At 56.3% G+C, this 18,836-nt stretch carries 15 protein-coding genes and 1 pseudogene; all 16 read left to right on the top strand.

Annotated elements, in window-relative coordinates; genetic code table 11:
* Nucleotides 1–61 precede the first annotated feature (61 nt).
* The gene (locus tag EDC14_RS01745; protein ID WP_132012467.1) at nt 62–1,723 is read left to right on the top strand and encodes a YncE family protein; all 1,662 of its coding nucleotides are present in this window, start codon (nt 62–64) and stop codon (nt 1,721–1,723) included.
* Between the two features lie 695 nt (nt 1,724–2,418).
* Nucleotides 2,419–2,946 carry a LysM peptidoglycan-binding domain-containing protein gene (locus EDC14_RS01740; protein ID WP_132012466.1) on the top strand — a complete coding sequence of 176 codons (528 nt, stop codon included), beginning with the start codon at nt 2,419–2,421 and terminating at the stop codon, nt 2,944–2,946.
* A gap of 442 nt (nt 2,947–3,388) precedes the next feature.
* Nucleotides 3,389–4,180: an IclR family transcriptional regulator gene (locus EDC14_RS01735; RefSeq protein ID WP_132012465.1), complete on the top strand. Its 792-nt coding sequence runs from the start codon at nt 3,389–3,391 to the stop codon at nt 4,178–4,180.
* 271 nt (nt 4,181–4,451) lie between these two features.
* Nucleotides 4,452–5,732 (top strand): ABC transporter substrate-binding protein, encoded by a 1,281-nt coding sequence (locus tag EDC14_RS01730; protein WP_165907718.1) that lies wholly within the window; start codon nt 4,452–4,454, stop codon nt 5,730–5,732.
* A gap of 159 nt (nt 5,733–5,891) precedes the next feature.
* Entirely contained in the window at nt 5,892–6,770 is an 879-nt protein-coding gene (locus EDC14_RS01725) for a carbohydrate ABC transporter permease (RefSeq protein ID WP_132012463.1), read from the top strand.
* Complete coding sequence (locus tag EDC14_RS01720; RefSeq protein WP_243662763.1) at nt 6,763–7,599, top strand: carbohydrate ABC transporter permease; 837 nt, start codon at nt 6,763–6,765, stop codon at nt 7,597–7,599. The genes EDC14_RS01725 and EDC14_RS01720 overlap by 8 nt, the downstream gene beginning before the upstream one ends.
* Before the next feature lie 42 nt (nt 7,600–7,641).
* The gene (gene dgoD / locus EDC14_RS01715) at nt 7,642–8,760 is read left to right on the top strand and encodes a galactonate dehydratase (RefSeq protein WP_132012461.1); all 1,119 of its coding nucleotides are present in this window, start codon (nt 7,642–7,644) and stop codon (nt 8,758–8,760) included.
* A gap of 38 nt (nt 8,761–8,798) precedes the next feature.
* Nucleotides 8,799–9,782, top strand: a complete 984-nt coding sequence (locus tag EDC14_RS01710; RefSeq protein ID WP_132012460.1) for a sugar kinase — start codon at nt 8,799–8,801, stop codon at nt 9,780–9,782.
* Between the two features lie 33 nt (nt 9,783–9,815).
* Nucleotides 9,816–10,475, top strand: coding sequence for a bifunctional 4-hydroxy-2-oxoglutarate aldolase/2-dehydro-3-deoxy-phosphogluconate aldolase (locus EDC14_RS01705; RefSeq protein ID WP_132012459.1), 660 nt, complete (start codon nt 9,816–9,818; stop codon nt 10,473–10,475).
* Between the two features lie 656 nt (nt 10,476–11,131).
* Nucleotides 11,132–11,449 (top strand): LysM peptidoglycan-binding domain-containing protein, encoded by a 318-nt coding sequence (locus EDC14_RS01700; RefSeq protein WP_132012458.1) that lies wholly within the window; start codon nt 11,132–11,134, stop codon nt 11,447–11,449.
* A gap of 211 nt (nt 11,450–11,660) precedes the next feature.
* A complete protein-coding gene (locus EDC14_RS01695) occupies nt 11,661–13,226 on the top strand; it encodes a response regulator transcription factor (protein ID WP_243662791.1) in 1,566 nt (521 codons plus the stop codon).
* A complete protein-coding gene (locus EDC14_RS01690; protein ID WP_132012456.1) occupies nt 13,204–14,970 on the top strand; it encodes a cache domain-containing sensor histidine kinase in 1,767 nt (588 codons plus the stop codon). The genes EDC14_RS01695 and EDC14_RS01690 overlap by 23 nt, the downstream gene beginning before the upstream one ends.
* A gap of 105 nt (nt 14,971–15,075) precedes the next feature.
* Nucleotides 15,076–16,365, top strand: a complete 1,290-nt coding sequence (locus tag EDC14_RS01685; RefSeq protein ID WP_165907717.1) for an extracellular solute-binding protein — start codon at nt 15,076–15,078, stop codon at nt 16,363–16,365.
* A 116-nt stretch (nt 16,366–16,481) separates the two neighbouring features.
* Nucleotides 16,482–17,429, top strand: a complete 948-nt coding sequence (locus tag EDC14_RS01680) for a carbohydrate ABC transporter permease (protein ID WP_132012454.1) — start codon at nt 16,482–16,484, stop codon at nt 17,427–17,429.
* On the top strand, nt 17,426–18,232 hold the full coding sequence (locus EDC14_RS01675; RefSeq protein ID WP_132012453.1) for a carbohydrate ABC transporter permease: 807 nt from the start codon (nt 17,426–17,428) through the stop codon (nt 18,230–18,232). Before EDC14_RS01680 ends, EDC14_RS01675 begins: the two co-directional genes overlap by 4 nt.
* A gap of 21 nt (nt 18,233–18,253) precedes the next feature.
* A pseudogene (locus tag EDC14_RS27700) lies at nt 18,254–18,763 on the top strand (beta-galactosidase); the annotation flags it as partial.
* Nucleotides 18,764–18,836 lie beyond the last annotated feature (73 nt).

Raw genomic sequence — 18,836 nt, 5'->3', positions numbered from 1 at the left:
CAGTGAAAACCACCGGATAAGTATCGGCCGGACGGTCGCTGAAGCGAAAGGAGACTTGTTCATGAAGAAACGAATCATCATCCTGTTTTGGGCCGCTGTTATACTGGCGTGCTGGGGATGTGGCCAGATTTTGGCCCATTCCGGGGAGCGGATTTTTCTATTGGGCCAGAATAAGCAGGCGGAAGTGATTGACACGCACGGGCGGAAACTGAGGTCTTTGGCGCTGGATGAAGCGCCGCGAGCCGTTATTACCAATCGCCAGGGCGAGAAGCTTTTTTTCTGCAGCGGGAAGAATCGCTGGTCTTTGGCTATGTTACGTCCGGATCAAGCCGCTTACCAAAAAGAATTGCAATTTGCCACGCTTTTAACCGCTTGGACGATGAATAAAGATCGCAGCTGTTTTTGGGCGATAACCAGGACCAAAGACTGTGCCGGCCAAGCTGTCCTGGTAAAAGTCGATCTGGAGAATTTGGAATATCAGCAAATCGAGCTGGATTCCCCTGCCGTATGCCTCGCACTGAATCCGGCCGAAGACCGGTTGGTCGTCGCCACCTTGGGAAAGGAGCCGAACTCCTCCAATCTTTGCGTTTATAACCCCGATTCATTACAGGCCATCCAAACCATCGCGATTGCGAAGAATCCGGCAGCACTCTATTTTGCGCAAGACAACCGGACTCTTCTGGCAACCAGCCGCGGTTACAACCAATACTTGGCGCACTCGGCCCCGAAAGGACTATCGTATCGGGAGACCGCGGTACCCGCCGGGATCAGTTACATTGACCTGGATACAGTCCGGGTGAAAGCCGTCATCCGGTTGGGCGACTTAAGCGCGGATTATCTCCGCATCGATGACCGGCTCTATGCGATCACGGCAGAGCAAGACCGGGGCAAGGTGGTGGCATTGGATGATTCGGGCATCGCCGCGGAATATCCGGTGGCTTTTATTCCCCGCCAAATCGCGGTCGATCCGGTAAATCAAGTACTTTATATCGCCGGCCTCAAAAATGTAGCGGTTTTTGAGAACGGCAGCGCCCGTCCGTTGGCCCAGTTAGCGTTCGAGCGGCGCATCGAACAAGTGATTCCTCTGCCAGAATCCCATTCCGCATTGCTTTACCATCCAACCATCCGGGGCAGTTTGACCGAGCTGAAGCTTAATGATCACGATTATCAGCGTGGAGAGTCAATGCCCCTGGGACGAGGGTACATGGCCGCCTGGAAGTTGCTGGGCTATGCGTCAAGTATGTATGCCGCTAGGGACGGCGGAACGGCGCTGCTGGGAGCGTTGCTGGCGACACCGGGGATGATGGTCCGGGGCGGCGAGATGGTGATGGTTACGCCAAAGCAAAAATTGTACCTTTACAACCGTTTCACGCAGGATGTCGCAGTAGTCGATACTGTAAAAATGCGGGTCGTCCGGAGAATTAGTTGTGCCTTGGCCGGAAGAAACTGTCGCCTTTTTGGTACCCCCAATGAAAAATACGTAATCATTGCGGGCGCCCATCAATGGCGGTTACTGAATACGGAGTCCGAGCGGGTTGAACTGAATCTGCGACTGAACTGGTTGGGCCTTGGTAAACCGGCGACACCTTACTTTTATCATGCATCATCGGGTGACCAGTTGATCCTCGCCGGCGGGAAAAACATATTCTTTATCGATTTGGAAAAGGGCCGGATCATCCGCCGGATTCCTTCGGCGACCCGCGACGCGGTGATTGGGCGGTAACCTGGAAAAGGAAAAGGGGACAAGACTGCAACCGGTCTAAAAAACCGGGGTTGCTTCCGTGGATTTTTATTCCGGGTAACACGAGTACATTGGGAGAGTGGCGAGAACCACTCTTTTTTATTTATTCTGATCTAAAAGGTAACCTCCTTCGTATATTCATTGGAACCTAAACATAGATGTCCTAAAGAAAAGCTTGAGTAGAATACTTCGAACGGAATCATATTCATGATCACAATTATGATAATTGTCGCGGCCATCGCCATTGTAGTGATTTTGGTAATCTATCTAGCAGTTTTATGGAGGTGGTTCATCCGTAACATTGACTAAAGAAGGCATGAAATGGGCAATTTCGACTTGCCGATAAACGGAATCAATTCACGATGGAGGGGGTTCAATTGAAAAGAGTCGTAACAGGTATTTTAGTTGTACTATCGTTGTTCGCTGTTTTATCGCTCCCTATGGACGGATCGAGGCGCACGGTGAGCGGGGCACGGTAATTCAAGCGGAGTGTTCGGATCCGGTGTCACGTCGCTTGTGATGGAGAGCTTTCTCCACTCCGCATTGCATAAATTAAAAGAATCCGTCCCGGCGCCTGGGTTAAAGGAACAATAGGACCGGAATCACATACTATGAATTGACAGAAACAGCAAGACCACCTGTTTTTCCTGTCAAAATTCGTAGAGAGGTGGAGCTTTATGGAGAATGAGTTCATCAATGAAGCGGCGGATGAAATTTATATAGAACAGGATTTAATACTCGAAGCAGCGGATACTCTGGAGAGTCTGGCCGAGGATTATGGCACCTCGGTCGAGGAGATCCTTGAGGTCAATCCGGAGATTGATCAAAGAAACGTTCTTCCGACGCAATTGCGAATTCCGGTCCGGATTCGGTCCTGTCCTGGCGGTACGCTTTACACCGTGAGAAGAGGCGATACCTTGTTTCGTCTGGCCAGGGAGTTTAACGTTTCCGCCAATCGGATTCAGCAAGCCAATCCCAATATTAATTTCCGTTTCTTGCGGCCTGGCACGGTTCTTTGCATTCCCGGCAGAAGAGGCGGCGGAGTGGGTCCCACCGGAGTAAGAATCTATACCATCCAAGGCGGAGATTCCCTTTACAGCATTGCACGGCGGTTTAACACCTCGGTGGCGACGATATTGCAGCTAAATCCCGGACTCAATCCCGATCGCTTGTATGTTGGCCAACGGATCCGGGTGCCGGCTTGATATTTCAAATGATTCACCATGGCGAGCGGAGCGTTACCGGCTACCGCGAATCATTAAGAAGGTTAGGCGACACCCCCCGGGAGGAAATGCCGGAAGAGAAAATCCGGCATTTCCTCCTATGGCTTCGTCGCAAAATTGTCGTTTCATAAATCCAAGCCCGGAGGGTGGGTGGACAAGAAGATAAGGCGGCATTCTATTGCGGGCTCTTCTCCATTTGAGAGACGCTTGGGGAAAGAGGAATGAGTCTCAGGGAACTACATACCTTCGATGAATGTAAGAAATCCAGCATAATGCTGGTTTTTTTATTTTTGAAATAAATTGTGCTTATGATTAGCAACGGTTTGAAAAGAAAATAAATTTTTAAAAAGGAATTTACATCGATACGGAGAATATTTCATATATAAAAATTAGATTTCAAATAATGAAATGAAAGGGATTTGAAATGGCTCATTCTTCTAAAGCGAATACTTCGGGTACGGTCCAGAAAGCGTTAAGAGCCTTGCAAATTATTTCTGACCATTGTCGGGATTCCGGGCGATATGGTTTGAATTTGAAAGAGATCGCCGAGGCGGCAGGGTTTGATCCTGCAACGACCTATCGCTATTTACAGTCATTGGAAGAGTACGGCTTGATTCAGAAGGATGACAAAAATCGTTATAAATTGGGTCTGAAAATCGTGGAACTTTACCATGTTTTCGATAATTCCAATGAACTGCGTCAGATCGCGTATGACCATATGGTGGTTTTATCCAAGGAGACCCAAGAAACCGTATTCCTTGGAGTTTTAGACGGGCTGGAGGTCTCGTATATCGAGCGAGTGGACAGCCCGTTGCCGGTCCGGCCGTTTACTCAGATTGGAGGTCGGAATCGGCTGTATAGTACCGGTTTGGGCAAGGCGTTGCTGGCTTTTGCAGAGCCAGATGTCCAAGCTGCAGTATTAGGAGGCGAGCTTGAGAGGATGACCGAAACAACCATTACCGATCCGGAAAAATTGGCTATCGAGATGCGCAAAACCGTGGAGCGGGGCTTCTCCATCGATAATATGGAGAATGAGGAACAGATCCGTTGCGTCGGAGCGCCCATTCACAACAGCGCCGGAAAACTTTGCGGCGCTCTAAGCATATCGGGACCGGGATTCCGGGTAAGCATTGACCGATTGCTAACTGATCTAGGCCCTAAGGTCAAAGCGACAGCCGAGCAGATATCAAAAGCCATGGGCTACCGGCAAGTTTAAATTGCCGACAGAAGAGGAAGTATCCTGATTTGCATTGCAAACGGGTTGCGGTCTAAAAGCGTTGTGATAAACCCTGTCCGAAGGCCAGGGTGAACACAAAAGCTCAGAGAAGCAAGTGATAAAGTCGTTTTATACCTTTTTGTAAGCTAATTTCCGATTCAAAAGACTTTATCACATGGCTTCTAAACCATCGATTTTCATGAAGGGGGGGAGCTCAAAGGCTAAATAGGTCGGAAAATTTAAAGAAATGAAACAAAAATGGGAGGAAAAAATGAAAAAAAGTTTGCGAATCGTCTTTGCAATTTTGGCCTGCTGCGGAATCATGGCGGGAACCGTCTTTGCCAAACCCGCGGTAACTCTGAAGGTCATGTCCACCACTTATGTGGAGAAACCGGAAGGCGAAGCGGAACGGGCTATTGCTGCCGAGTTTATGAAGAAAAATCCGGACATCAAGATCGAATTCATGGGCGTTCCCATGAACGACGTCTATACCAAAATAACCAGCCTGGCCATTGGGGGCGAACTGCCGGATATTTTCACCAACACCCCGGAATTCATCTCTACCGCTTATGACATGGGCATCACCGAAGACCTCACCGGACTGCTGGGCAAGAAATACATCGCCGGCTTCTATCCGAGCAATGTCGAGCAGGCGAGCGTGAACAACAAACTGCAATTCGTCCCCTGGTTCACCACGCCGATGGGCCTGCTTTACCGGGGCGACTGGTTCAAGCAAGAGAAGCTGACTTCCCTGGAGACCTGGGATGATTTTCTCAAAGCTGCCAAGAAGATGACCAAAGATACCAACGGCGACGGCAAAGTGGACCGCTGGGGCTTTGCGATGATGGGCTCGCGCAATGGTTCCGGCGCCAACCGTTTCATCCATATCCTGCGAACCTTCGGTGCCCGCGAGCTTTATAAGGACGCCAACGGCAAATGGGCTACCGAGCTGGATTCGGCGGAGGCCAAGGAAGCCTTCCGCTTCTTCGCCGAACTCTATACCAAACAAGGGGTGGTGCCCCCCGGCCCGACCGAGGTCAGCTACGCCGAAGGTATCAGCCTGATGGCCAGCGAAAAGACGGGAATGATGATCACCGGCCCGCATACCATCGGAGCGATTCTGGCCCAGAATCCAAAACTAAAAGGCAAATTATACAGCGTGCCCTTGCCGATGAAGAAGAAACACGTCTCAACCCTGGGACTGTATGGGTTCTCCATCGCCAAAACCAGCAAGAACAAGCAAGCGGCGGCCAAGTATCTGAAATTCCTGGTAGAAACCAAGAATGCCTTGACTTGGAACGCGGTCACCGGCCGGATGCCCACCCGGATAGAAGCCGGGAAAAAACGGCAGATCACCGGACCGGTTTATGCCGGATTTGTGAAAGCGCTGAATTATGTCGAGACCATTCCCACCGTTCCCTTTTATTCGGAAATATTTGATATCACCGGCGAAGCCTATCAGTCGCTCCTGACCAATGCTTCCGATGTGGACGCCGCATTGAAGAAAGCGGCCGATCGGACCCGGGCCGCCATTCAGCGGGCAGCCAACTGAGTTTTAGCCATCGCTTCTATCTAAAGAGCGCTGGAATGACGGAGTTTAATGCTTGGAACGCCGCTCATTCCGACGTTGTCGAAAGCCGAGCAAAGTCCTGGCGCAGCGGATCTGCGCTGCGCCAGGATTCGCAGAAACGATGCTTGAAGGGGATATTTCATGAATAGTTCAAAGACGAAAACGCAATGGAGCGGATATTGGTTCACGCTGCCGGCCGCGCTGATGCTGGGAGCACTGGTGGTTTACCCCTTATTGTACGGCTTTTATATCAGCCTGTTCGATACCAATCTCTTATTTCGCTGGAATTTTGTCGGCCTCCGCTATTATCTTGAGGTCTTCACCAATGCCGAATTCCTGGGCAAGATCCTGCTGACGCTGAAGTTCACTTTTTTCACCGTCGCCGGACACTTCATCGTCGGAATGATTTTGGCCTTGCTCTTAAACCAGAAGTTTCCCGGCCGGGTTTTTTTCCGGGCCGTTCTGATCGTCCCCTGGCTCTTTCCCGAAGTGGTGGTCGGCCTCTTATGGAAATGGATGCTCAATCCGATGTACGGGCTTTTCAACCAGTTCCTGCAGGATCTGGGTTTGATCGCCGGGCCTGTCTCCTGGTTGGGCAATCAGGAGACTGCCTTCATCTCGGTGGTGATTGCGGCTATCTGGAAAGGCTTCCCACTGGTGATGATCCTGCTTTTGGCCGGTCTGCAAGCCATTCCCGACGAATTGTACGAGGCCGGACAGATCGACGGCGCTTCCCGGCAGCAGATCTTTCGATTCATCACCCTCCCCAGTCTGCGCAGCGTCCTCATGGTGACCCTGATCCTGGACACGGTCTGGTGGTTCAAACACTTCACCATCATCTGGATCCTGACTCAGGGCGGTCCGGTCAATGCCACCAGCGTCGTCAGCATCGATATCTTCAAGACGGCCTTTGAGTATTTCCGTTTCGGCCAAGCGGCGGCGCTGGCGGTGGTGGTATTTTTCGTCTGCTTCCTCATCGGCTATGTTTATCGCAGAAAGTTAGGTGAAGATGATGATTAAACGCGGGAACCACCCCAATTACGCCCTGACCTATTCGGTCCTGACCCTCGCCGCGCTGACGGTGATTGTCCCGGTCCTGTGGATGGTATCGACCTCGCTGAAGACCATGGTAGAGATGTTTACCATTCCTCCGGTCTGGATACCCAAAGTGATTACCTGGGAGGCATTCTCCCGCATCTGGGTGGACTATCCGTTCGGCGGCTATTTTTGGAACAGCTTGGTGGTAGTCGCTTCGGCGACCCTGATCTCCCTGGCTTTCTCGGCGCTGGCGGGGTACGGCGTTTCGCGTTTTCAGTTTCGCGGCAAGGGCGTTTTCCTGACGTTCCTGTTGATCACGCAGATGTTTCCGTCGATCATGCTCTTGATCCCCTACTACAAGGTGATGCGCACGCTGGGTTTGATCAATACCTATACCGGCTTGACCCTGGCTTACGTTTCGTTCACAATCCCGTTCTGCTCCTGGATGATGCTGGGCTACTTTCAGGGCATCCCCAAGGAACTGGATGCGGCCGCCAGCATCGACGGCTGCGGCAAGTTCCGCACCTTTGCCCAGATCCTATTGCCGTTGACCCTGCCGGGGCTGGCCGCCACGGCGATCTATTCCTTCCTGGTCGGTTGGAATGAATATATGTTCGCAATGATCCTGACGACCTCCGAAAATATGAAGACCGTGCCGGTGGGGATCGGCCAATTGATCGGCCAGTACCGCATCGCTTGGAATGACATCATGGCCGTATCGCTGGTGGCCAGCGTTCCCTTGACCATCCTCTTTCTGTTTCTCCAGAAATACCTGGTGAGCAGCTTGACGGCGGGAGCGGTCAAACAATAAATCGAAAGCTTCGCAAATATTACGGAAAGAAGAGGAATCAGCATGAAGATCACCCAATTAGAGCTGTTGATGGTCAAACCCCGCTGGATGTTTTTGAAGATGCATACCGATACCGGTTTGATCGGTTACGGCGAACCCATCGTCGAAGGGCATACCCACGCGGTCGCCGCGACCATCAAAGCGTTCGAAAATTATTTGATCGGCCAGGATCCGCGACGGATCGAGCATCACTGGCAGGCCTTGTACCGTGGCGGCTTCTACCGGGGCGGCCCGGTCCTGACCAGCGCCATCTCCGGCATCGAGCAGGCGATGTGGGACATCCTCGGCAAATCGCTGGGCGTCCCGGTCTATCAGCTGTTGGGCGGCGCGGTGCGGGACCGCTTCCGGATCTATAGCCATCTGGGCGGCGCCACCGCCGAGGAGCTGGTGGCCAATGCCCGACAGAAGCTGGCCGGAGGCTTCACGACCTTGAAGTTCAGTTTTGACGCGCCGATCCGCTTCATGGAGCCGCAAGCTTTCATCGAAAACTGCGTTCACATGTTTAAATCGCTGCGCGAGGCGGTGGGCAAGGAAGTGGATATCGCCATCGATTTTCACGGCCGTTTCTCCCCGGCTTTGGCCAAACGGTTGATCCAGGCGCTGGAACCCTATTACCCGCTGTTTATTGAAGAACCCTGCCTGCCCGAGAACGTCGATACCATGGTGGAGATCGCTCGTTCGACGACGATCCCCATCGCCACCGGGGAGCGGCTCTTCACTAAGTGGGGCTTCCGGCAGGTGCTGGAGAAGCAGGCGGTGGCCATCGTCCAACCGGACCTCTGCCATGCTGGCGGGATTCTGGAGGGCAAGAAGATCGCCGCCATGGCCGAGTGTTATTACATGGCGGTGGCGCCCCACAATCCGCTCGGGCCCATTTCGTTGGCTGCCGCGCTGCAGCTCGATGCCTGCATTCCCAACTTCCTGATTCAGGAACAGGTGACCTTGGGAGAGGGGTATCTGAAAGAACCCTTCCGGATGGTGGACGGCTGCATCGCCATCTCCGAAAAGCCGGGCCTGGGCATCGAGCTGGATGATGAGAAAGTGAACGCCCTCCGCTATCCCGGGGACTGGGAGACGCCGCGCGTCTGGGATCGCCAGGACGGCTCGGTGGCGGACTGGTAGTTCCTTATATACCTTTATACCTTGAAGGGAGTTCAGCAATGTCTGTTGACCTGGTATGCTTTGGTGAAACATTGATCCGGCTCTCGCCCCCCGGCGCGGGAGTAATCGAGCAGGGCGGGCCGCTCAATCTTTTTTTGGCCGGAAGCGAGCTGAATGTGGCCGTGGCCGCTCAAAGGCTGGGGCTGGCGACCTCCTATGTCTCCAAACTGGCCGCCAATCCCTTGGGGAAACTGGTCTACAACAAGTGCCGGGAACAAGGAGTGGCCACCGACTGGATCCGCTGGTCCGACGAGTACCGCCAGGGGATCTACTTCTTTGAGAACGGCAGTCCGCCCCGGCCGGGCATGGCCTACTACGACCGGAAGGATTCGGCCTTTTGCCATGTGGCACCGGCCGATTTTGACTGGCCGGCGATTCTGGCGGAGACGAAACTCTTTTTGACCAGCGGGATTAATCCTGCCTTGAGTCCGGCGGCGCATCAGGTGACCCTGGATGCCGTCCGCGCCGCCAAACGCCTCGGCAAGCTGGTGGCATTCGACATCAATTACCGCAGCAAACTTTGGGATACCGCCGCGGCCGGCCGGGTGCTGGCGGAGTACTTTCCGTATGTGGACATCCTGTTCATCTCCGGCGGCGACGCTGCCGACGTCCTGGGTTTTACGGAGCCCGCCGGGGACGATCTGGCGCTGCGGATCGCGGAACGGTTGGGAGTCGCCACGGTCTGTCTGATCTATGACCCGGTCCATCAGGAATCGTTGTGGCGGATCGCCGCGGCTTCGGATGGCCGCCTGTATGGCGCCGGGCATCAGGGACGGCTGGTAACCGTGGACCGCCTGGGCGCGGGGGATGCCTTTACCGCCGGATTCCTGACCGGTTTTCTGGAGTCCGGTCCGGCGCTCGGCGTAGAGCTCGGCAACGCCATGATGACATTGAAAAATACTTATTACGGCGACTTCACCTGGGCCACCCGGGAACAGATCGATGCCTACCGGGCCGGGGATGTTTCGCTTTTGAAACGGTAGCGAGGAATGAAATTTTTGCGGAGGTGATCGACAATGGCAGATCTCGATCCGGTCCACTGGATAAACGAGACCGGAATCATCGCCATCATCCGGGGTAGCCAGCCCGATACGATAATCAGGACCGCCGAGGCGTTGTATGAAGGCGGAATCCGCGCCATGGAGGTTACCTTCAACACACCGGGCGTATTACAGATGATCGAGTCGCTTAACGCGCACCCGATCGGCAGGCAGATGGCGATCGGCGCGGGCACGGTCCTGGATGTCATGGCCGCCCGGACGGTGATCGCCGCCGGCGCCCGGTTCCTGGTGACGCCCAACTTGGACGAGGCAGTGGTTCAGCTGGGCCAATTGCATGGGGTTCCGGTGGTCCCCGGCGTCTTCACCGCCACGGAGATCGTAAAGGCCTGGCGGCTGGGGGCGTCTTTCGTTAAAATCTTTCCGGCCGGCTCGGCCGGGCCGCAATACCTCAAGGAACTGCAAGGCCCCTTGAGCCATGTCAAGCTGGTCCCCGTCGGCGGGGTGTCGCTGGACAATGTCCGGGAGTTCATCCGGGCCGGAGCGGCCGCGGTGGGCGTCGGCGGCGAGTTGATCGACCGGGAGGCCGTTGCCCGGGGACGCTTTGACCGCGTGACCGCGACGGCCGCCGCCTTTATTCAAGCCATCCGGGAGTCCCGGCTGCCGGGCGCGCACTGAACGAGGCAAGCCGCGCCGGACCATGCCTTGCCGGAGCGGGATTGAAGCCGGCCGCTCCGTGACCGGTTAACCGGGAACCCTTGCCGCGAAGCAGGAGTCCTTGACCGGGAACGGCCAAAGACTTTCTCGGGCTCGGGAGACCTCGCCCAAGGCTCGGGAGACCTCGCCCAAGGCTCGGGAGACCTCGCCCAAGGCTCGGGAGACCTCGCCCAAGGCTCGGGAGACCTCGCCCAAGGCTCGGGAGAGGCTCGGGAGACCTCGCCCAAGGCTCGGGAGACCTCGCCCAAGGCTCGGGAGACCTCGCCCAAGGCTCGGGAGACCTCGCCCAAGGCTCGGGAGACCTCGCCCAAGGCTCAGGAGACCTCGCCGGACTTTTAAAAGAGATTTCAAGGGTTGGAGCGCTTACTCAGAAGCCTCGGATCCAGCAAGGACGCCCCATAAAAAAACCGCACCGGATTTTAAGGCGCGGTTTTTTAATTTGCCGGTTTTCACCCGTTTCAGGAGCGGTCGAATTTGGCAATTCTCCGGAGAGTAACGCTCCACCCAAAAGAATAATTGCGGCTGTCGGATAGTCGGATAATTGTGTCAATGTCCCAAATCCAAAGTCCGGCTTTTAGCATAAGATATACCAAAAGCCCACAAACGAGGTGAAAGAGATGTCAGCAGAACAACGGGAATTAGTTCAATATGTGATCCAGCCTGATGATACTTTATGGGATATTGCTGATGAACATGATACGACGGTTGAAGAGATTATGGCTGTCAACCCCGGACTCAGCCCGTATAATTTACAGGTAGGGCAGACTATCTGGATCGATTCGTCGAACCTGCAGCAGGAGCAACGTTACCGGCGGAGGTTCTATCCGCGGCGGTATCGGCCTTATCCTTATTTTAGGCCATATTACTACCAGCCCTATCCTTACCAAACCTATCCCTACCAACCCGTTTATCCCTATTCTTGGCCGTACTACTAATCGTGAATTGAAAAGTAGCTGCGAATACCGAAGGCTGCCTCGACATGATGAGGCAGCTTTTTTACGTCCATAAGGGCGGCTCTGGCGTCCGCTCGCCGGTTTCGGCAAGCCTTGCGAAACGGAAAACCGGATTCAGCCATTTCTTTACAAAAAGGCAACAATTTCTTAAAATGGATTCAAGAGCCAGGAGGGAGGGAGCGGGTTGCTCAAGGTGATGATCGTCGATGATGAAATTCTGGCCGTTGAGGACTTGGCGCAGTTGCTTCCCTGGGAGCGCTATGGTTTTGAAATCGTGGCGACCGCCACCCATAGTCTCAAGGCGCTGGATCTGTACCGGGAGTGCCAACCGGACCTGATCTTCGTCGATATCCGGATGCCGGTCTTGGATGGACTGGCCTTCAGCCGGAAAGTGCTCGCCCGGGGGAATCCGGTGAAGATCGTCTTGCTGACTGCCTATAAGGACTTTGAATATGCCAAGCAAGCCTTGGAACTCGGCGTTTCGAAGTACCTGGTAAAGCACGAGCTTGACGGCGAGAGTCTGGCCAAAGAGTTGCGCCGGATCAAAGCCGAGATCGAGGATGAGGAACGGGCCCGGGTCATCTTGAAACAGGAGCTGATAAAGCAGCTGTTGAGCGGGGAGAAGATGGCGGATTCGGTGGCGCGGAAAGCGTTGCGGATTCCGGAAGGGACGTTTCATTATGCCCTGCTGTTAATCCGCAGCGATCAGCCTTTTTTCCCGGAGTTCCGGGACGAAAAGGCCGGTTGGGCCGGTTCCGGACTGGAGCTGGGGCCGGAGGAGCTCCCGGCCGGGATTCACCGCTGCGAGAGCGCGATGCTGGATTCATTGGGAGCGGTGGTGGCCGTTTTATCCCCGGTTCACAGCCAATCCGAATTGCGGGGCGGGCTTTGCGGGTTGGGGATCAGGCTCCAGGCGCGCCTCCGGGAGGGAAATAGCGGCAGCTTTTCGATACTGATCAGCCGGACTAGCCCGGATCTGACGGGGTTGGCCGCTTGGTTCCAGCCGCTGGCCCAAGCTTTTCAATATGCGGTCTTTTGGGGAAGGGAACGGGTCTGTTACCTGGACGATCTGCTGCCGTGGATCGACCATGCCGGCCTTCAGCCGCAAATGCCCGGCCCGGAACCGCCCGCCATGCCGGATGTCGCCGACCGGGACACGTTGCGGCGGACCGTCGCGGCCGATTTGGAACGGGCCTGCCGGCCCCGGTGGAACCTGCCCGGCCTGACGGCGCTCTGCCGCCGCTGGCTGAATCTGCTCCAGGAGTACCGGGCCGCCCATGGCCTGCCGCCCTTGACCGAACTGCACCGCCGGGGTCTTCTGGATGTCGGGGAGTGCTATTGCAGCGCCGATCTCCCGGAATGGTTCGCCGCCCGGTTCCAAGAGGCGGCCCGCGACGCCGAGCGCCATCCGGCCGGCCGCTACTCCCGCAGGGTGCAACAGGCCGTCGCCTATCTGCAACAGCATTACCGGGAGGATATCGCCATTGAAACCGTGGCCCGGGCCCTGGGGATCAGCGGCGTCTATCTGAGTCAGCTCTTTAAAAAGGAGACCGGGCGGACGCTGGTGGAATACCTGACCGACTGCCGGATCGCCGCGGCCAAAGGACTGCTGCAACGGGGGGAGCATAAGGTCCATGAAGTCGCCAAACTGGTCGGTTACAAGAGCAGCCAGTATTTCAGCCAGGTTTTTCATAAAGTGACCGGGGTTTTTCCCCTGGATTACAAGGAAGGCGGGAATGCCGGTGCGCCTCGGGATTAAAGCCAAAATCCTGACTGCCACGGGTCTGGTGGTGGCCGTTTCGCTCCTGGCCAGCGGCACCTTCGCCTATGTCTACTTCCAAAAGATCTTCAAAGAAAAAGCGATTCAGGACGACCGCGTCAAACTGGACCAGATCGCCCAGCATCTCGAATATCAGATTAAGGACATCCAGAAGCTGGCCACCAGCATCATTATCGACCCCGAGATGCAGGATTTCATCCAACGGACTCGCTACGCCAGCGTGTACGAGCAGATCGCCCGGGCCCGGAGAGAAATGGAATTCATCAACAATCAGGTGTTTCTGCGGGAGGATATTCATAGCGCGGCGGTCGTCTGCGGCGACGGCCTGGTCTGGATGACCCAGGGCCATTTCGCGCCGGTGCGCATCGCCGATCTGGCCCAGGCCGGGGATCTCAAGGGAGAGGCGGCGGACCGGCCGTTTTATTTCAGCGGACCGTACCGGATCCCCAATGTCAACCACGGCACCCCGACCGCCGAGGTGGTGAGCTGCGTCGGGCAGTTCCGCAATATGGACCGGCCCGACCGGGTGACGGGCCACCTGATCCTCAACATTTATCTGAATCATTTCATCGCGTATCTGAAGCTGAACATCGAAGAGTACGACGCCTTCTACTGGCTCAGTCCGGGGAACGGGTTACTCTTTCGAAAGCCGGCGCCGGGCGGCGACCGTCAGGGGCTGGGCGGCGTCCGGTGGGATCCCGCCCGGAGCTACCAAGTGATCGAGCGGCCCTCGGGATATTGGATCGTCAACCAATCGTTGAGCAACGGCTGGCGGCTGGTATCCTTTACATCCGGCCAAAAGCTGTTCCACCGGATCGGCTTTTTGGTCTACTTCTTCCTGATCTTTACCCTGGTCAGCCTGGTTTTGATTATCATGGTGGTCCTGCCGTTGATCCTAAGGATCACCCGGCCGATCACCCAATTGACCGCGGCCATGAATCGGGTGGCCGGCGGCAACCTGGACATTGCCCTGGAGATCGCCAGCCACGATGAACTGCAGACGATGGCGGGCGGCTTCAATCAGATGGTCAGGGACCTCCGCAACCTGATGGCCAAGTCGGTCGAGGATGAGAAGGCCAAACGCCGTTTGGAATTCGATATCCTGCTCTCCCAGATCAACCCGCATTTCATTTACAATGTCCTCAATTCCGTCGTCTATCTGGCCCGCAAGGAAAAGAACCGGGACATCGCCGACCTGGTGAACTCGTTCATCCGGGTGCTCCAGGACGGCGTGCAGGTGGGCAGCGAGGGACTGCTGGTTCCGGTGCGGCAGGAAATGGAGATCGTCAATCATTATGTGACGATCCAGCAATACCGGTACCGGGATCGTTTCGAACTGACCTGGCGGGTGGCGGACGACTTGCTCGATCACCCCATCCCCAAAACCATTATCCAGCCATTGGTGGAGAATGCGTTGCTGCATGGGGTCTACCCGCTGGAGGGGAAAGGGATCATCGGCGTGACCGTGGCGCGGCGGGGCGAGGAGCTGGAGATCACCGTCAGCGACAACGGCGTCGGCATGGAGCCGGACCTGATCGCCCGGTTGCTCAGCGGCGAAACCATTCTCGAGCAGGGGAGCCGGCTGCGATCGATCGGCATCGCCAACATCCGGGACCGGCTCCGCTATCTCTACGGGGCCGGATCGGACCTGCAAATCACCAGCGCAGCCGGCCGGGGCACCCGGGTCGTGGTGACAATCCCTTTTCACGCAGCCGCATCATAGGAATTTGAACAAAATCATCGGAATCTGAACCGCCGGAAAGGTCCGGCCAATGGTACAATGGACCTGCAAATCAGGCGCCATGCCGAAAGAGGGAGGATAAAGAGGATGCCAAAAGTGAAATGGCAGTTGATGCTCGGCGTATGCTTACTGGTACTGCTCCTGGGCAGTCTGGGGGCGGTGGAAGGAGCGGCCGGAATTCCCAAGGATTATCGCTGCACCCTGACCACCTGGGGCTGGGATGAAAATTATTGGAATCACGTCACCGCGGCGTTCAACAAGATCTACCCCAATATCAAGTTCGAATATACGCCGGTCGCCAACGGCGATTACCTGCAGAAAGAGCAGACCAGCCTGGCCGCTGGAACGCCGCTGCCGGACATTCCCTGGGCCATCATCGACTCGCGGGGCCGCGCCTTCGAGCTGGATATGTGGGAGGCGCTGAACAAGCCGCCCTACCGGATGGATCCCAAAGCGGTCTTTTCCTACCTGCTCCCGATCATGAAGAACTCCAAAGGGGAGATCTGCGGGATCGAGCAGGGGATCAACCCGGCCGCCATGGCGTACCGCCGCGATCTGGCCCAAGAATACCTGGGGACCGACGATCCCGACAAACTCGCCAAGCTGCTGCCGGATTGGGACGCCTTCATCAAGAAAGGCAAGGAAGTCCGGGCGAAGAGCGGCGGGAAAGTCTTCATGATGCAGGGCATCGGCGACATCAAAAACATCATCCGCGAGCAAGACCCCTCGCCCTGGGTGGTGAAGGGCACGGTCAACGCGACCCGCCTGTTCAAGCCGGTCCTCGCCAAAGTGGTGCAATTCCGGGACGCGCAGATCCTCGACAAGCTGGAACCGTGGACTCCGGCATGGTATGCCTCGTACGGCCAGGGGAAACACATCTTCGCTGGCTGCGCCATCTGGAGCCCGCAGTATGTGATCGAGCCCAACGATAAAAACGGCAAGGGCCATTGGGGGCTGATGAATTGTCCCGGCGGCAACTTCAGCTGGGGCGGCACCACCCTCGGAATCTCCAAGCAGTGCAAGCATAAGTTGGCGGCGTGGGAGTTCGTCAAGTTCGCCACCTTAAGCGTGGAAGGGGCCAAGGCCGCTCGGGAAGTGGGCTTCCTCACCTCGTATAAGGCCGCCTACGCCGATCCCGGCTTTGCCTCGATCAAGGATGACTGGTTCGCCGGCCAGGATCTCGGGAAGTTCTGGACCACCCAGGTCGCGCCGCGGATCAAGATCCGGCCCATGACCAAGTATGACAATTTGATCAAGGATTCGCTGGACTTGATCACCACCAGCCTGAACAATGACCCCGGGATGACCGTGAACGACGCGATGCAAAAATTAATCGCCGAGCTGAAGAACAGGCTGCCGGATCTGACTATCAAGTAAACAGGCCCCTTCTGAAGGCGACGACAACGGTGGGCCCTCCTCGTTGTCGTCCTTCGTTTTTCATCAAGGATTCATACCGTTGCATCAGATTCCAACAGAAAGCGGGTTCACTGACGATGATCCATTCTTTGCGGCCCAACCGTTGGCAGTACTGCAAGAAACACTGCTGGCCCTATCTGTTCGTGCTGCCGTTTTTCCTGTGCTACTTCGCCTTTCAGCTCTATCCGCTGCTCTTTTCGTTCGTGATCAGCCTGACCAATTGGGACAGCTTATTCCTGGACGAGCGGAGGTTCACCGGGCTCGCCAATTACCTGCGGCTGTTTCAGGATCCCTATTTTTATCAATCCATCGGGAATACCCTGATCTTCATGATCGGCTACATCCCGCTCATCATCGTGCTAGGGCTGCTCCTGGCGGTCAGCCTCTTCAACCTGCCCCGCTGCAAGCGGCTGTTTCAGACCCTCAACCTGTTGCCTTACATCACCACGCCGGTGGCCATCGGCATCATCTTTTCGTTCCTGTTCGATTGGTCCAGCGGCATCGTTAACCGGCTCCTGCTGGGCTGGCAGCTGATCCCGGAGGGCGTCAACTGGCTGGGGCGGGGCGGCACGGCCCGGCTGGTGGTGATCCTGATCGTCCTGTGGAAGAACCTCGGTTACTATTTCGTGGTTTACCTGGCCGGGCTGACCAGCATCCCCCAGGAGCTGAACGAGGCGGCCATTGTGGACGGCGCCTCGCCCCGCCAGATCTTCACCCATATTACCCTGCCCTTCCTGCGGCCGATCACCATTTTCCTGGTGGTCACCAGCATTATCGGCGGTTTTCAGCTGTTCGACGAGCCGAACCTGCTGTTCGGCGGGGGACTGGCCAGCAACGGGACCCAGGCCATCGGCGGCCCGGACCGCTCCTGCCTCACCGCGGTCTGGTACTTTTATGACAAAGCCTTCAAAAGCACCTCCTACCTCGGCTACGGCGCCTCGATCTCCTACGGCCTGTTCCTGTTCATCCTGGCCTTCTCCTGGCTCAGTTTCACGATTGCCAACCGAAAGGAGGATCAGCCATGAAAAAACTCGTCTATCTTTTGCCCCTGGCGGCGCTGACCATCGTCTCGATCGTCCCCTTTTACGTGATCGTCATGATGGCCACCCATTCCACGCCGGAGATCTTCTCCGAACAGGTGTACTGGCCCGGGGATTACTTCCTGGAGAATATGAAGACCATCTTCCGGAACAACTTCCAACTCTACTACCTGAACAGCATCATCGTGTCGACCGCGTCGACCCTGCTTTCGGTGTACATCAGCGCCTTGACAGGCTATGCGCTGGCCAAATATAATTTCCGGCTGAAGAAGGCGATCTTCTACTTCATCCTGGCCACCATGATGATCCCGGGCCAGATCGGCCTCATCGGCTATGTGGTGGAGATGCGGGCGCTCCGGCTCACCAACACGCTGGCGCCGCTGATCCTGGTCTGGTGCGCCAATGCCTTCGGCGTCTTTTTCATGATGCAATACATCCTGGAGACGGTGCCGGGCGAGATCATCGAGAGCGCCCGGATCGACGGCTGCGGCGAGTTCAGCATCTTTAACCGGATCGCCCTGCCCTTCATGAAGCCGGCCCTGGCGACCCTGGCGATGCTGATCTTCCTGTGGTCCTGGAACAATTACCTGCTGCCGTTGATCCTGACCGCCAATAAGGCGCTGTATACGGTGCCCCTGGGCATTCAGGCGCTGCAGAATTACTACGTCACCGATTTCGGCGCCCGTGGCGCCGGCCTGGCCTTTGCCGTCCTGCCGGTGCTGCTGATCTTCATCATCGGGTCCAAGAGTTTCATCAAGGGGCTGACCGCCGGCGCGGTCAAGGGCTGAGCAGAGGAGGAGGAGCGGACGATGCCGGTTTATTCGTTGGAACTGCCGGATGTTCCGAAACAGATTTTCCCCGCCCGTTTCAGGCTGGGCGGGCCGAACCCCCGGGGCGACCGTTTCGGCATGACCAATTACTACCTGGAATTCAACGGCCGGCCCTACTTCGGGATTAGCGGCGAGTTTCATTACTCGCGCTATCCCTTTCGCGAATGGGATGAAGCCTTGCTGCAGATGAAGCTGGCCGGGATCGGGATCGTCGCCACCTATGTCTTCTGGATCCACCATGAAGAGGAGGAAGGCTGCTTCGACTGGAACGGCGACAACAACCTCCGCTATTTCGTGGATCTCTGCGCCAAGCACGATCTGCGGGTGATCCTCAGGATCGGTCCGTTCGCCCACGGCGAGTGCCGCAACGGCGGCCTGCCCGATTGGCTCTACGGCCGGCCTTTCGAGGTGCGCTCCAATGATCCGGGCTATCTTTTTTACGCCCGGAGGCTCTACGCCGAGATCGGCCGGCAAGTCGCGGGGCAGCTCTTCAAGGACGGCGGACCGATCATCGGGATCCAACTGGAGAACGAGTACATGCACGCCGCGGCGCCCTGGGAGC

The sequence above is a fragment of the Hydrogenispora ethanolica genome (assembly GCF_004340685.1).
Classification (GTDB): domain Bacteria; phylum Bacillota; class UBA4882; order UBA8346; family UBA8346; genus Hydrogenispora; species Hydrogenispora ethanolica.
This window is presented reverse-complemented; position numbering and strand designations above follow the sequence as displayed.

Excerpts from the sequence above, each read along its gene's own strand:
- EDC14_RS01745 (WP_132012467.1), top strand. The coding sequence starts at position 62 with ATGAAGAAACGAATCATCATCCTGTTTTGGGCCGCTGTTATACTGGCG.
- EDC14_RS01740 (WP_132012466.1), top strand. The coding sequence starts at position 2,419 with ATGGAGAATGAGTTCATCAATGAAGCGGCGGATGAAATTTATATAGAA.
- EDC14_RS01735 (WP_132012465.1), top strand. The coding sequence starts at position 3,389 with ATGGCTCATTCTTCTAAAGCGAATACTTCGGGTACGGTCCAGAAAGCG.
- EDC14_RS01730 (WP_165907718.1), top strand. The coding sequence starts at position 4,452 with ATGAAAAAAAGTTTGCGAATCGTCTTTGCAATTTTGGCCTGCTGCGGA.
- EDC14_RS01725 (WP_132012463.1), top strand. The coding sequence starts at position 5,892 with ATGAATAGTTCAAAGACGAAAACGCAATGGAGCGGATATTGGTTCACG.
- EDC14_RS01720 (WP_243662763.1), top strand. The coding sequence starts at position 6,763 with ATGATTAAACGCGGGAACCACCCCAATTACGCCCTGACCTATTCGGTC.
- dgoD (WP_132012461.1), top strand. The coding sequence starts at position 7,642 with ATGAAGATCACCCAATTAGAGCTGTTGATGGTCAAACCCCGCTGGATG.
- EDC14_RS01710 (WP_132012460.1), top strand. The coding sequence starts at position 8,799 with ATGTCTGTTGACCTGGTATGCTTTGGTGAAACATTGATCCGGCTCTCG.
- EDC14_RS01705 (WP_132012459.1), top strand. The coding sequence starts at position 9,816 with ATGGCAGATCTCGATCCGGTCCACTGGATAAACGAGACCGGAATCATC.
- EDC14_RS01700 (WP_132012458.1), top strand. The coding sequence starts at position 11,132 with ATGTCAGCAGAACAACGGGAATTAGTTCAATATGTGATCCAGCCTGAT.
- EDC14_RS01690 (WP_132012456.1), top strand. The coding sequence starts at position 13,204 with ATGCCGGTGCGCCTCGGGATTAAAGCCAAAATCCTGACTGCCACGGGT.
- EDC14_RS01685 (WP_165907717.1), top strand. The coding sequence starts at position 15,076 with ATGCCAAAAGTGAAATGGCAGTTGATGCTCGGCGTATGCTTACTGGTA.
- EDC14_RS01680 (WP_132012454.1), top strand. The coding sequence starts at position 16,482 with ATGATCCATTCTTTGCGGCCCAACCGTTGGCAGTACTGCAAGAAACAC.
- EDC14_RS01675 (WP_132012453.1), top strand. The coding sequence starts at position 17,426 with ATGAAAAAACTCGTCTATCTTTTGCCCCTGGCGGCGCTGACCATCGTC.